The organism is Halonotius aquaticus, assembly GCF_003605575.1.
Classification (GTDB): domain Archaea; phylum Halobacteriota; class Halobacteria; order Halobacteriales; family Haloferacaceae; genus Halonotius; species Halonotius aquaticus.
The window spans coordinates 1-14,244 of the sequence record NZ_QKNY01000004.1 but is presented as its reverse complement, the minus strand read 5'-3'; the positions used below and the strand labels follow the sequence as shown (position 1 = coordinate 14,244).

11 protein-coding genes and 1 pseudogene are annotated in these 14,244 nt (G+C 50.2%); 5 read left to right on the top strand and 7 right to left on the bottom strand.

The genetic code is table 11. From position 1 onward, the window contains the following. The first annotated feature begins 1,219 nt into the window (after positions 1-1,219). Positions 1,220-2,506, top strand: a complete 1,287-nt coding sequence (locus DM826_RS02135) for an endonuclease/exonuclease/phosphatase family protein (RefSeq protein WP_120100932.1) — start codon at positions 1,220-1,222, stop codon at positions 2,504-2,506. 496 nt (positions 2,507-3,002) lie between these two features. Here the strand turns inward: DM826_RS02135 and DM826_RS02130 are convergent, their stop codons facing one another. From DM826_RS02130 to DM826_RS02105, 6 genes are all read right to left on the bottom strand, one after another. Next, positions 3,003-3,482: a hypothetical protein gene (locus tag DM826_RS02130; protein WP_133304618.1), complete on the bottom strand. Its 480-nt coding sequence runs from the start codon at positions 3,480-3,482 to the stop codon at positions 3,003-3,005. Positions 3,483-4,007: 525 nt separating this feature from the next. Continuing rightward, a complete protein-coding gene (locus tag DM826_RS02125; protein WP_120100926.1) occupies positions 4,008-4,718 on the bottom strand; it encodes a Stp1/IreP family PP2C-type Ser/Thr phosphatase in 711 nt (236 codons plus the stop codon). Beyond that, on the bottom strand, positions 4,718-5,452 hold the full coding sequence (locus DM826_RS02120) for an FHA domain-containing protein (RefSeq protein WP_120100924.1): 735 nt from the start codon (positions 5,450-5,452) through the stop codon (positions 4,718-4,720). The genes DM826_RS02125 and DM826_RS02120 overlap by 1 nt, the downstream gene beginning before the upstream one ends. After that, positions 5,453-6,616 (bottom strand): ATP-binding protein, encoded by a 1,164-nt coding sequence (locus DM826_RS02115; RefSeq protein WP_120100922.1) that lies wholly within the window; start codon positions 6,614-6,616, stop codon positions 5,453-5,455. It abuts the gene before it with no gap. Between the two features lie 25 nt (positions 6,617-6,641). Further along, a complete protein-coding gene (locus tag DM826_RS02110) occupies positions 6,642-7,298 on the bottom strand; it encodes a hypothetical protein (protein ID WP_120100919.1) in 657 nt (218 codons plus the stop codon). A gap of 50 nt (positions 7,299-7,348) precedes the next feature. Continuing rightward, on the bottom strand, positions 7,349-7,627 hold the full coding sequence (locus DM826_RS02105) for a hypothetical protein (protein WP_120100917.1): 279 nt from the start codon (positions 7,625-7,627) through the stop codon (positions 7,349-7,351). 267 nt (positions 7,628-7,894) lie between these two features. On the opposite strand from DM826_RS02105, the gene DM826_RS02100 reads away from it, so the two are divergent. From DM826_RS02100 to DM826_RS02085, 4 genes and pseudogenes are all read left to right on the top strand, one after another. Further along, on the top strand, positions 7,895-8,428 hold the full coding sequence (locus tag DM826_RS02100) for a hypothetical protein (protein WP_120100915.1): 534 nt from the start codon (positions 7,895-7,897) through the stop codon (positions 8,426-8,428). A 4-nt stretch (positions 8,429-8,432) separates the two neighbouring features. Further along, positions 8,433-10,409, top strand: a complete 1,977-nt coding sequence (locus DM826_RS02095; RefSeq protein ID WP_120100912.1) for a coiled-coil domain-containing protein — start codon at positions 8,433-8,435, stop codon at positions 10,407-10,409. Positions 10,410-10,729: 320 nt separating this feature from the next. Continuing rightward, entirely contained in the window at positions 10,730-11,875 is a 1,146-nt protein-coding gene (locus tag DM826_RS02090) for an outer membrane protein assembly factor BamB family protein (RefSeq protein ID WP_120100909.1), read from the top strand. A 117-nt stretch (positions 11,876-11,992) separates the two neighbouring features. Next, a pseudogene (locus tag DM826_RS02085) lies at positions 11,993-12,628 on the top strand (IS6 family transposase). Positions 12,629-12,698: 70 nt separating this feature from the next. Here DM826_RS02085 and DM826_RS02080 read toward each other — a convergent pair. Continuing rightward, a complete protein-coding gene (locus DM826_RS02080; RefSeq protein ID WP_120100907.1) occupies positions 12,699-13,913 on the bottom strand; it encodes an outer membrane protein assembly factor BamB family protein in 1,215 nt (404 codons plus the stop codon). Positions 13,914-14,244: the final 331 nt, after the last annotated feature.

Sequence of the window (14,244 nt, the reverse complement as noted above, 5' to 3'; positions counted from 1 at the left end):
CCACAGAAGCATTCTCAACTCTTACCTAATCTGTTGCAACATTTCTGGCCTGCTACTATTGCTACCACTCAGTGTACAGATACGCGCCCTTTATTCAGCAGTCACGTTGAGAAGTGATAGATATGTGACTGGCGTTATCGGTAGTGAACCTGCCGGAGAGCGTCGGCTGTCGCTCTACCTGAAATGCGGATATACTTCTGTGCCGTTGCCAAATCGTTCCAGCCCATCAGTGCTTGGAGCGGAACCGGTGCAACCCCTTGATATGCGTGATAGCTGGCTGCAGTCGCTCACAAAGCGTGCGGATACACTCGGCCGTCAATGTCTGCTGCCTCGGCGGCGGCCGTCACTCGTCTGTTCACAGCACTGCGCGACCGGGGAAACGCCTCATACTGGTTGGTGAACCGTTCCAGACACAGTTCCAACCGAAGCGAGAGATCGATTGGGATAGACCGCGCGGAGGCCACTGTCTTGGGATGCCACCTCGCTTCCATCGCTTCCTCGTGTGTGAGTTCCTCGTTATGAGTCGTCTCTTGTGTTGCTTGCCGCCGACAGTAGCCACACTCACAGGGTTCGTGTTGCGGAATGCGGAGGAGCATCCGATCCCAGTCAAGCCACTCTGCGTGGAAGTGAGCGATCTCACCGGCTCGGAGCCCAAGCCTACCAGCTGCCAGACACACGAACCGTGTTTGTGGATCCTTTGGCTCCGGGAGTGAACTGCATGCTTCCAACAGCAATTCGAACTCTCGATCTGTGAGGACATCCTCGTGGGTATGTCGCGTGGTCAACGATTCCCGATGCTGTTGGGCCCATTCGCTCGACTGCTGATAATCGTCTGTCATCCACGGTCATAACGGCAATCCAGCGAAGTGAAAGGCAGCATATCGCTGACGAATCAAATTAATGACTGCTGAATGTAGAGCTCACATATCATACATCAATGAATAACAATATTCTATTATGACCGTTGCTTCGCTTAATTATGGAAAAACAACACCTGATATGGTTTCTATTTTGTAAATGATGTTCACAGCCGATTCAGAGAACCTCGGGAACGCACCGACAGGAAAAGTAATGCTATCCGAATGTCACTCACGGCCGGTGATCTATCGATACGAAAGGGGAGCGTCTCCGAATCGGTTAATCGGTTGGGATTCATGATCAAATTATAGTATTGATTTCAGGGAAAGTAGCTTTATTCAAACCCTCCAAACACGTCGGTATGGATATCTCGGAGTTGTCCCAATCGACGACGAGTCGTCGAGCGGTTCTTGGTAGTGTTGCTGGGCTGACCGCTGGGGTCGGGGCCATCTCACGGGCTGCAGCCACCTCGCCAGCCTCGACGGTGACAGTCATGACAAGAAACGCCTACCTCGGTGTCGACCTCTCTAACCTGTTACAGGCCGGATCAAACCTGGAATTTTACGCTCGCATCGGCCGGTTTTTGAATGATTTCGATCCCACTATCTACGCGGCGCGTGCAGAGGCTATCGCTGCAGAAATCGAATCCCAGCAGGCAGATATTGTCGGCTTGCAGGAGGCCGGACAGCTCCGTACAAAACGGCCGGGGGAAACTGACGACGAGGCACTAGCATTCAATTTTTTGACGCGCATCGTATCCGCGCTTGAAGACCGCGACCTCTCTTATCGTGTGGCGGCTGACACGGTCACGACCGACATCGAACTTTCCGGGGAGTTGTCCGATGGGGAGGTGACCCTTGACCTTGCAGATCGAGACGCCCTGCTGGTTCGTGAGGGAGTAGAGGTGACTGAGACTGTAGCCGATACCTTTGATGAGACGATTACGGTCAAAATCCCGACCAACTCCGGGGACGTGACACTGCATCGAGGATACTGCACTGCGAATATCCGCGTCGGAGGAGTCGATCTTACTGTCAGCACAACCCATCTCGAATCGACTGCCATGGAACCCCGGCGGCGGCAGGCAGAGGAATTACTTACCATACTCCCCTCGGATCGACCGGTTATCCTGTGTGGCGATTTTAATAGCGGCCCAAGAGCCGAGACGGAAACGTATGGGTTGCTGACAGAGACCCTCAATGATCCCTACGCTGCCCTCCGTCCGGACGCTAACGGCAGTACCTGCTGTCAGGCTGCCGATCTCCAAAACGATGACTCACAATTGGATCGACGCATCGACGGCACGCTCTACCGTGGCGATCTCCACCCAACTGCCATCGGTCGCGTGGGTCACCGTCCCGATGACCGTATCACGATCCAGTCCGACGGCGAAATGGTTCGACTCTGGCCCTCAGATCATGCAGGGGTGGTCGCAACATTCGATCTGTCGGGGCAGACGGATTCGGCTGCAACAGCGACCGATTCTGATGACAACAAGACTCCTTCGACAAGCAGGAATCGTACCGATAGCAGTCAGAATCATTCTGAATCAGTTTCCGAGTCAGAAGTCCCGGGCTTCAGTGTAGGGGGTACGGTTGCTGCCCTCGGCGGATTTGGGTATCTTTTGAAACGTCGTCTAACCCAGTGACTTCGGGGGAATAAGCAGGCTTATATACTGATTTGTGGAATTTGCATGGATATTCTCAGATTTATATGACTGAAACATCCTGGAAAATACGCACCTTGTATTTATCACTCGGCGAATCCTCTCATTTGGTAGCTGATAGGTAGCCGAGTGACCGATGTAGAGGAGGTATGCAGCAGCATGACTGCGATTACTCTTTCAGTATGTGACTGAATCAGATGCAAGAACAAGCGTAGGATTGCTCGTTTCGGACGCGATAGATCACCCGGTGGTCTATGGGTTTTCCGAGAGACATTTTGAACGTGTAAACGCATCAAGTTCGGTCTCACTTACGACTTCGAAGTGAACGCCGATACACTCGTTTTCATCTTCTCGTTCGTAATTAGTGACCGCAACGACAACGCGAAGACAAAGAGCGATGAATACGCCTTGCAAGCGGTGGTACTGCTGGACACAGTTTCCAAACCCTGCGGCCTCACTTGGGAGACTTTCCATGACACTATTCCTCCGTAGTGACGAGATGGAGCACCTCATTCCCATTCGTATCTTCTCCGCGGACACTGAACACTTCCAGCGTAACCTCTTGGGCGAAGTCAGAACTGACCTCAACCCCGATGCCAATGTTGCGACCGCCGTCGATATCTTCGACATTGATAGTGCGTGTCGTCTCGCCTGTATCTTCGAAATCGTTCAGCATCACCCCTCGGATGTCCTCCTCATAGCCGGCCATTGCGGCTTCCACCGAGTCGCGGTCGACACGATATATTTCGTCAGCGATACCGGGATACGATCTGTGTTGAGTGTCCAGGTCATCAGCGTACGTTTCTTCTGACGCATCTGAACGGTGCCTGAATGTATACACGATTTGGGCAACGTTGGAGAGATCAACCCGGTTTTCAGTGGTCCCGACAGTGACTTCTGCAGCAACCATCGCGCCTTCAAGATCATCTTCTGTGGCATCTTTATCGCCTGCTTTCAAAACTAATTTGTCTGCGTCCCTGCGGAACTCCTGTTGGCTTTGGCTCCGGATTTCGTCGCCGAGTGGTTCGTAGCGATTGACCGGAATGGTACCTGTTATGGCCTCTTGCGTTTGTGTTTCACTCTGTTGTGATTGTGTTTCACTGTCTTGAAACCGGAGACAACCCCCTGTGATCGATATAAACCCACCGAGCAACCCAGCGACAGCACGACATGATAACGGCTGGCTAAAAATGTCGATATAATTTTTAATTACGAAATATAAAACTACTGCTTAGGCGCGTATTTCCAACTAAACCTTCATAAGGTGCTGCATAGGGCAATTGCATCTTGCAATTGACTATTTCTCATTTGGCATTGATAACCGCAACATTGGAATGTTCTGCGTGTTCACACTCAGCTACTTCCATCCAATGAATCAGCGACGGTGACGCCCGATAACAAAATTGTTTCATTTGCCACTGAGGATCCACTCAGAATTCCAGGAGACCAGATCATTCGTAGTGGGTTGCTACCATACCCACACTCAACAGGCAGCGAGAATAACTGCAATATTATCGGAGCCACCGTTGTCATTGGCCGTCGTAACCAAGTCATCGACAGTAGCACCAAGTGACGCCGATGAATTAATACTGTCGTAGATGCTCTCTTCATCGACTTCCTCAGTCAGACCATCAGAACACATGAGTAGATAGTCATCGATATCCGGTTGGTAGAAGTCCGGACTCACAGACGATTCTGTCCCTAACGATTGGGAAATAACATTCCTTTGAGGGTGGGTTTTCGCTTCTTCAGGCGTAATTTCCCCTTCATCAATCAACTCTTGGACCAGCGAGTGATCCACAGTGATTTGCTCAAGCGACGCCCCAACATTGTATGCCCGACTGTCCCCGACGTTGGCAATCACGATGTCATCGTCGGTGAGAATCGCGGCAACGACGGTCGTGCCCATCGTATGAATGTCTTCAGCCGCTGCATACTCGTGGACTTCTTCATTAGCCGCCGTGATTGCGTCATCGAGAATCGATTCAAAATCTTCTCTCCCGTTACCCAGAGCCGTCGCGACGGTCTCTGAGATGGTCGACGTCGCCATATCGCTGGCCACATCGCCGGCTGCATGTCCGCCCATTCCGTCGGCAACAATCACCAAGTGTGCCGACTCAAACTCGGTTGTCGTGATTGCGTCCTCGTTCGTCGTCTTCTCCTGACCGACGTCAGTTTGGGCTGCGATATTCATTAGTGCCTCGCGTACAGAGATTCGACCCTATTTGTCAGTGAAACGATTTCGTGCTGGAACTCATCTGCGATATCGGTTTCAGACAGTGTTGCGTTCGTGACTTTATTATCCAGTCGTTGGAGCACATGTTCCATATCCGATTCCACCTTATTGTAGGCCTGATCATCGACAGGACATTCGATGATCGTATCATAGAGGGTCTGAATGTGGGTGTGACATTCAGTCACAGCTTCCTTTTCGACTTCTTTCCGAATCAATTCGCCGGCGGTCTGCACATAGGCAGTGATTTCGGGGCCCTCCTGGCGATGAGACTCTTCTTTTGTGACCACCTCTTGAGACTCGGATTCATCGACAGTCCCACGCACATTCGCGCGGATTTTCACACCGATTCCGAGTTCAATGACACAATCATCGGTGATCTCAATGAATTCCCCTTTCGCTAATTCTGTTTGTCCAGGGCCTGTCTCGACGAGGATTGGATTCGTACTCGTTAGATTCTCCACGTTGATCCCGCGGGTACTTGCACTCAGTTCGACTGGGGCTTGGCCATTGGATTTCCGAGATACCCCAGCATCTCGAACCCCGAGATCATAGATCCGATCGTCAGCTTCCGCCACGACATCGAAGTTGCCATTGTCTTTTCGGTAAAGTCCGACTGGCGAGTCTGTAACAGGAATCCGTTCAATGGTTTCTGCCTGGCTGGCTTCCTGAATGGGGATCAAATACCGTTTCATCTATCCCTCCCAAGCTTCCAGACTGGATTCTGTTTCTTCGATTGCGGTTTCAAGATGATGTTGGGTGATTGGGACTATTTCATCCTCTGAGCGGGCCTCTTTCAGCGCGCTTCGTGCGGCTTTCGAAGCGATGATCTCCAAGTCACTGGAGGAATACCCATCGGTCAGGGCTTTGATTTCGTCCCAATCGATTTTGTCAGTCAACACGGGCCGATCACGCAAATGTACCCGCAGGACAGCGGCCCTCGCCGTGGCATCTGGTGGCGGAACTTCGATTCGTTCATCGAACCGCCGCCACGCCGCCCCATCGATGCTATCAGGCAGGTTGGTTGCACTGACAACGATCACGTCCTCACCTTTGATGTCGGACATCTCAGTCAGGAATTGCGTGATCATCTGCCCTTCACTCATCGTCTTGTTGCCACTGCCCTCACGCTCGGCGGCAATGGCATCGATTTCGTCCATGAAGAGCAGACATGGCTGGTGGTTGCGTGCGACTTCGAAGACCTCCTCCATGTTTTTCGCCGCTTCACCGACGAGTGAACTGGTGATATCGGAGGCCTGCACTTCGATGAAATTGTATTCCAATTCACCAGCCAACGCCTTGGTGATGAAGGTCTTCCCGGTTCCTGGCGGGCCGTACATCAACACCCCGTTGACGACGCCTAAATCATACTCCTCGTACAACTCAGGGCGTTTCAGTGGGTCGATCACCTGATCTTTGAGGGTTTCTTTCAGATCGGTCATCCCACCGACATCGCCGAAATCCATCTCGGGGGTATCTTCAAGGAAGGAGGTGGGATCGATTTCGTCGTCGTCATCAGGTTGCCCCTGTGGTTGACTGTCACGTCGGTCGCTGGTCGAGCCACTGCCGCTGGACCCTGAGGATGAGCCCCCTGATGGTGAGGAGTCACTGGTGAGGGCCTCACCGTTGGATAGTTTCTTCGCTGCTGCCTTGAGATTTTCAGCCAGCTCTAACCGCTCTTGTTTGAGTGACTCGTTTGATTCCAACTCTGCCCACTGTTCTAAGACGTCGACACACTCCTTGTAGTAGCGGGCGGCTTTGTCGTAGTGATCCTCGCTGCGAGCGGTTTCAGCCTGTGACCGATACCGTTCGTACTCGGACTCTAAGTGTTTCTTCTGGGCATTCTTTTTGAGCGACATGAATTGAAGTTACAGCCGAAGGCGATTACAGCGTTTGATTCTGTTCGATGTCGATATCGATATCGTCCGTCTCCGTGTCACCATTTACTTCTTCTTCGATATCGATCTGTTCGGACGACATCTCGCCTGCGGCCATCTCTTCCATCAGTTCGAGTTCCTCCGGTTCTTCGGTCTGGAGCTCTTGATCCAGAATCTCCACATCGAGAGCTTCCTGGACTTCCTTCATATCCTCCATTTCAAGACCGAATTCTGCCATCTGCTCCATGACCTGCCCCTGCAGCTCTTGGGCGTTCATCTCATCATTGAGAACAGTAGTGAGCGTGATATCGGCCTCATTGCTCTGCATGTCCATCACTTCACGCATCCCTTCGATCGAAATGATCGTCCCCAGCTTGACGCTCTTCTGTTTGTGTTTTTGTTTCTTGATGGTGTACTTCTTTTTCTCGAATTTGGCCTTCTGGGCGTACTGCTTGCGTTTCATTTCATCGGCCTCAGCCCCTTTTTGCATGAGCTTCTCGTACTTCCTTTGATGTTTTTCCATCTCCTTTTCGACCTGTTTCATGCTCTGTTCGAGCTTCGTCTTATCTTTCCGTAGCTCCTTTTGACTGTAGACGCTCTCGTCAAGCAGTGATTCTGTATCAGCGGTGCCAAATCGGTCCTGAACCCAGTTTCGTAGTTCCATGATCGGTGTTGTATGTTGTGAGGTTATTATTTTTTTTTTTGACTATACGTTCAGAGGTCTGGTTTGACCGTCAAGACGGTCCCAACGACGCCGATAACTGCCCCCAAGCAGGCGGCGATCACGAGGAGTTTCATCTCACTAACCGTGACCGTCAGCCACTGCTCTCCGAGGGTCGCCTGCGCGTAAATGACCCCTGTTCCAACGACAATGCCTGAGAGAGCCCCCAAGGTGACCCGGCGTTCCATGAATTTGTACACGCCAAGTAGGAGGCCAATCCCAAGCAGGAGGTTCACCACGAACGCTCCAACTGTCCATAGCATCACGCTCATTTGTTGTCTTGTGTCACCCGCTTAACCCGTCATACCATTACCACTTAAAGATTTGTACCGAACGTAATTTTGTAGTTTTCTCCAGAATGGATAGACTAACTATAATCTATTTCGTTGTAATTTATTTGTGTCCCTCACTCCGAGATAGAGATAGTTATTTATGGGACAAATGTAGAAACATCCTGATGCAGTACCCAGACATGAACCACTCGGCATTCCATCCAACAATGGTTTCCCTCACAGACAGGAAGCTCCACCAACTAATCCATGGCTGAAAATGACGATACTGAACGGTATTTGTATACCGTTCAATACACCGAAGAAGCCGAACGGAAGCGGGTGGAGTATCTGTTCAAAAATTGGAATGAGGGGGACATCGAGACGCCAGAGGGACTTGCCCGCATTGCAGAGGGGGTTGACCATGAGGAATTGTACCAAGAATTGGTTGCTAAAGTCCCAAGCGAACAAATCGGGGTCTATCGGCTGCAACCCACAACCCCAGAGGTGGAATCCGAATCGATTACTGTCACTGAAGAAATATCGGCGTCGCTTGATGCAGTTGAGACGTTTTTGGAATACATCCTGTCCAAAAAGAAGGCAGTACTCCAATCTGGGTCTAGAAACGAATACGAAATGTACACCAAAAAGGGTCGTGCGGAAGTCTCGTACGAGCTTGATGATACTGCTGGCGACATTGTCGTCGTCAGAATTCGTGTCGATGGGATCCCCCCAGCTCCGGAGTTCCTTGGGGACTTTTTCGAAACTGAGCTTGGGGATTACGCAGCCAGCCAATCGGAGTGATACCATGACTGATTGTCAAGAGAAATTTGATGAACTCACATACACGGCGAATCGAGTTCTTGATCGTGACTTGGCCGGTCTCACAAGAATGCCGGATCGATCACGAATCGAGAAATACAACGAAATCAAGGCTGATGAAGAGGAATTGCGTTGGGACTTCGGCAAGGAGTGTCCTGACTTCCTCTCGAAAGATGCCCGTCAACGGGCGGCTGGGGAGTTGACATTGGCTCGGTTACTGTTGGCTGCCAGCTTTTACAAGGAGTCAGAAGTTCCGACCGCGATGCAGGGAGACTTCATCGAGAAAGAACTGGAAGCGGTCGTCGAATTCGACCGGTTCAAACAGTTCGATGCACTCGATGAAGACCAAATCGAAGAGAAGGTCCGCCGGATGGAAGGGGAAGTGTACGAACTGGTGCAGGAATACACCTCCACGCAGATCGCCAACATGGATAAACTGATAGAGAATCCGGAGGTCCAACAAGAGGTCATCGAACGACTCGTCGAACGGTATGACGATCGCCGCGAGCGGATTCGGCAAGGCTTCTTCGTCTACGTCGAAACTCACGGGCTGGAACACCTTGTCGAAAGTATCGAAGACGCCATCGAAGCAGTCTCCGATTCCACCGACGAACGAGAGAAGATCCAGGACGCCCTCCGCGAGGAGCTGACCGACCTGGAAGATTCACTCGAACGTGGCTTCGAACGGCAGCGCACTCAAATCCAAACAGAAATCAGCCGGGTCGAACGGCAGGTGGCGAGTGAAACCGTCGATGCTGCGGACATCCGCGCTGAGATTCAGAATATCGATACCATCGATGAAGACGCGTTGGCTGAGTTGAACGATGCCATCTCTCGAACCCAAGAACTCGAAACGCAGTTGGATACGAAGATTACAGAGTTAGAAACCGCCAAAGAGGAAGCCGTCAAGTCCGGCAGCGAAGAGGTAGGGGAACAAGCTGCCCAAGTTGTCGAAGCGGAACTCGAGCGACTCACCGAACAGCGGTCTGAACTCAAAAACGAAATCGACCGCCTCCAAGTTGAGCGCGAGGAGATCGAATCCGCTCGGGATCGACTCGATGAACGCCAGCAATCGCTTGAAGAACGAGTTGAGGAAGTCGAAACATCCGTCGACGACACGGGAGGGTTGGAAGGCAAAGACGTCGTGACCGCCTCTACGGCCCGACTCTTTGAGATGGATTACATGGGGCGGTTCGACACTGGCATGTTCGAAGTTCAATCGATTCGCATGCCCAATGACACCTTTGAGGTCCCACATGACTACTGGGATGGCCGGAGTGAACGCCGCAATGAAGCCTCCCGGATGACGAACCTCCTCCAAGAGCACGACAAAGAACTGTCCGGGACGCATCCTACCAACCCAACCGCTCGGTACACGATTACCGAAAGCAAGTACATGGGGCTCAGTGAGTCCACTGAAATGATCATCGAAGCCACGGTGGCCTCCCATCTGGAGGCCCATGCGATTAATGGGTTCGACGCGACACCCGCTGATTTGGATGATCTCCTTGGTTTCGTCAACGATGCGGTGCGTGAAGCCTCAAATCAGGAAACCCCGTATCTATTGGGGATCGCCTCACCGACTGGCTGGACCGATCGCGTGCAGAATCTGGTCAAAGAGGACGAACTCGCTCGGACACGCTTCAGCCGCCACGTCAGTGTCTGTCTGGTTGATCTCCGTAATGGCGAGTTGATCTACGATCCTGCTGACCCGGTCGTCGCTGAAAACATTAGCTTGTTCGAGCGGGCTGTCCAGACTGAGGCTGTCGATGATTGTTACGCCTACCTCAAATCAGAGTATGTCTCTGATCTGGGCCGTGAAACGGTCATGCTCCAAGAGATCACTAACGAAACCGACTACGATCGCCATGTGGTGAAACGCTCTTTCGATCGCGTCGAAAGCAACGGCGATGGGGAACAGTTCTATATCGATGAAGACGGCTTAGCGATCGATATAGGATAACAATCGAGTTATGCGCAGTGCGGGACGATTGTATTCCATTGTCTTGCTCAGTAAGTCAATATGAATGATGTTGATGCCAGGTTGTAGGTTCAGTTCTCCAGAAAAGACCAACTAAAGGCTGCTACCCATCGGATACCTCCGGTATAGTTCAAAAATAGCGAAGGCTTAGTTGTATTGTGAAACTGCCAGCTTACCCGACGAGAATCCACCCAGGGAATTGATTCGGTGGGGTCTCAAGATGAGTTTCAAACATTGCACAAGAAGGTAATTTAAATATCAATGGATCAGAAACATCGGATACTGATTAGCACACCAAGATTATGAAACGGCGTACTCTCTTAGCAGCTTGTTCGACTGGACTGTTTTCCGGCTGCATTCAATTTACGCAGGGACAATCAAATTCAAATGGTGGTTTCACAGGCACCACATGGGAATTCGAAGCTGATGCTCCCCTAACAAGTCCTGTCTCTGATGGTGAAACTGTTTACGTTGGCTCTCTCAACCAGTCCCTTTTTGCGATCAACAGAACCACTGGGGAAACGGAATGGAGTGTCAGTTCAGAGCAGTTTTCATCTTCAGAACTCACCATGGCTAATCCGTTTATTCTTGAAGATTCGATAGTTGCCCAAACTGACCAGGATATAGTCCGTATCGATAAAGATTCGGGTGAGGTTCAAGCTGCGATGACTGGGTATCCTGGGGCAGAGTTTGCTACGGTTTCAGCTGAGATGGTAGTAGGTGAAGAAGTTGGTGAAGGTGTTACTGCGTATGAAAGTATTGAAGGGCCACGACTGTGGCAAAGTGGTATTTCTACAGGTTACGGACATACCTATTCGCCGCTCATAGGTGATGATATCGTCCTGTTTGCCACAGTAAGTGATTACGTGAATTCACCAGATGCTGACCGTGATAAAGACACACGGGTCTTTGCGCTCGATAAGGATTCAGGTCAAAAACGCTGGGATTTCACACCAGATGACTTCATCGGTAGAAGTGCGGGAATCGCCTACACATTGTACGATGACATAGTTGTTGTTGATAATGAGGGCAAGATTTTTGGTTTATCTGGCACAGACGGATCTGTTTTATGGGAAGACGAAATCGAACGAAGAGGAAGTGGATCGAGTGCTCCACAACCAATCCCGTTCGAAGGAAACTTTTGGCTCGTATCCGGAGACATAGTAAGTTTCCAATTTGAAACAGGAACTACCAATTGGACAGTGTCTCCGGAATCCATTCATCTTACCTCAAAGCCCCCAACGCAGGAATCGATGACCTGGGTACCAACCGGTGACTTTTTCGAACCATCAGCAATCACATCAATATCTCAAGACGGCACCATTGGAGATACCTATGATTTCCCACAATCCTTCGAGAAATCACCTGCCGTAGATGCTGGATCGGTTTTCATTAGCCATTCAGACGGTGTATTGCGAGCCTATGATAATCTCAGTCGATATCAGTGAAGGCCTCTATCATTCTTCAAAACGAGAATCAACTTTTTACGAGAGGCCTAAAGCCCAAAACTACGGTCGTGTTTAGTTAAGAGTGAAAACTGAGGCGGAGTGAATTTCGGCTGGTCTATGGCAGAAATCACTCGCCTCAGCGGTTGTAACGACTGGCTTGAATTAGATTTTGTGGAGCGAGAGCGGACACCGAGCGAGTTGATGAAGCTCGGTATTCGGTTACATCTGGCTAGATTATCACTTTCGAATACCGTCTCAGAACTTGAGAAGTTCGGTGTCCAACGTTCACGAAAAGCGGTTCACGATTGGGTGCAGAAAGCAGATTTACAGCCAGCCACCGATGCAACCCCGGATCACATCGCGTTAGACGAGACGGTGATCCGGATCAATGGCCAGCAGTATTGGCTGTACGCGGCGGTCGATCCAGAGACAAACAAATTTCTCCATGTTCGGCTGTTTACGACTACGACAACGGTATTGACGCAGAAATTTCTCCGAGAACTCCGTGAAAAACACGATGTGTCTGAGGCTATATTTCTCGTCGATCATGCGCACCATCTTTCAGCGGCACTGAACCGAGCAGGACTCCGATTTCAGACTGTTCGCCATGGAAATCGGAATGCCGTCGAACGTATATTTCGAGAAATAAAACGCCGTACATCTTAGTTTAGCAATAGTTTCAGCCACGTCGAACCAGCAACCGCAGAAACATGGCTCCAATCGTTCGCAGTCTGGTGGAATTCGCTTAACTAAACACGATGAAAACTACCTCCCAAATTAATATCACTGATTGGATTCTCTGTAAAATGAAATATCGAGTCTATCACTCTATGAATACGTGCAAGCCATTTCCTGCTCCAACATATAGTCGATTATTTGATACAACAGGTTCAGTCATAATTGGCGATGATATGACTTCAGTCCAAAGTTCTTCACCAGAGTCTTTCAAATGAGCCGTAATTGAACCTGCACTACTACTTTTTCCAACTGTGTAAATTCGGTCAGTTGTAACGATCACCTCACCGGAATTATCGAGTTCAGATTGGAATTGAATGTCACCGGTAGATTTCTCGACTGCAGCCAATGAAGTATTCGTATTCACATAAACAGCTGAATCATCTACAGCGATATTTCGGAGGCCCTCGTAATTGAGGCCCCCTAACTCGGTGGCCCACTCTATTGAACCGGTCTGTGTATCTAACGAGTACAAACCCATCACCCCAGAAGGTTCTGAGTCATCGGCTGCAAACGAGCCGACGTTTCCTACGGCATACAGTCTCTCACCTTCAACAACTGGTGACGATTGAAGTTCAAATGATCTGGTCCACTCCACATCCCCCGATTGATTGATAGCAACTGTTTCACTTCCCGTTGCATACGTCACCCCATCGACTATGGCTGGTGTCAGTTGTTTTTGACCACCTAAATCGTATTGCCATCGGGGTTCTCCACTATCAACGTCTATTGCTCTGAGGATCCCGTCTCCAGTTGCCTGATAGAGCGTATTATCCGCTATAGCTGGGCTTCCCATTGGAAAACTACGATCGTCATCAATTGGTTCAAGATCCTTATTCCAGATTTCTCCGCCATCGAGCTCAAATGCCCCCACCCATCCCGTAACGCCATCTTCTCTGCTTCCACTCAAATAAATCATATTATCGACCGCCATTGAGTGGTTGGCTCGCCGGGCGATCTCCGATCCATTTGGCAATTCGATTGGGAGCTCATATTGGTTGCCACCACCAATCAAGAGGCCGTCATAAATCGCAAAGGAATCATTGACGTCTACTGTTCCATTCTGGGTGTTTCCAATTTGAGTGGGTCCGACTCTTTCCTGCACATATGCCGTGTTCGCCGCATTATAACCATACTGCGACCAATCGATAGCTTGCCCAGATAGTGATTGTCCCTCTGGAGATGAGGTTTCTTGGTTTGAATCAGGAGACGTTCCATTTGAGTCTCCAAATTCTGTACGTAAACACCCACTAACCGCAGTTGTGGCAGCGATACTTGAGAGTAAAACCCTACGTTTCGTCATGGTGGCCTTATTCGAAAAGGTTCTTTAATTGTAACGATTGGTTAGAAAATTCAGATTAAAATAACATAGGTTAGTCAGAACTGCTGTCCACGCCTGAGCATGGTGTTCCGTATTCGGGGCACCGTGAAAATTGCTACATAGAGGAGATTTTTAAGCATAATAGATCGATACATTGCCATTGTAATGAATCGTCGAACGGTATTAGCGACAATAGGCTCAGTCGATCACATCGAGCAGCTCACCACTGCCGATAGCCGATGCTGAATCGGTGGTTTCGGTGACTATCTGAGCGTTCAGGTGTCGTGAACAGGATCTTCCAGCTTCTACAGTC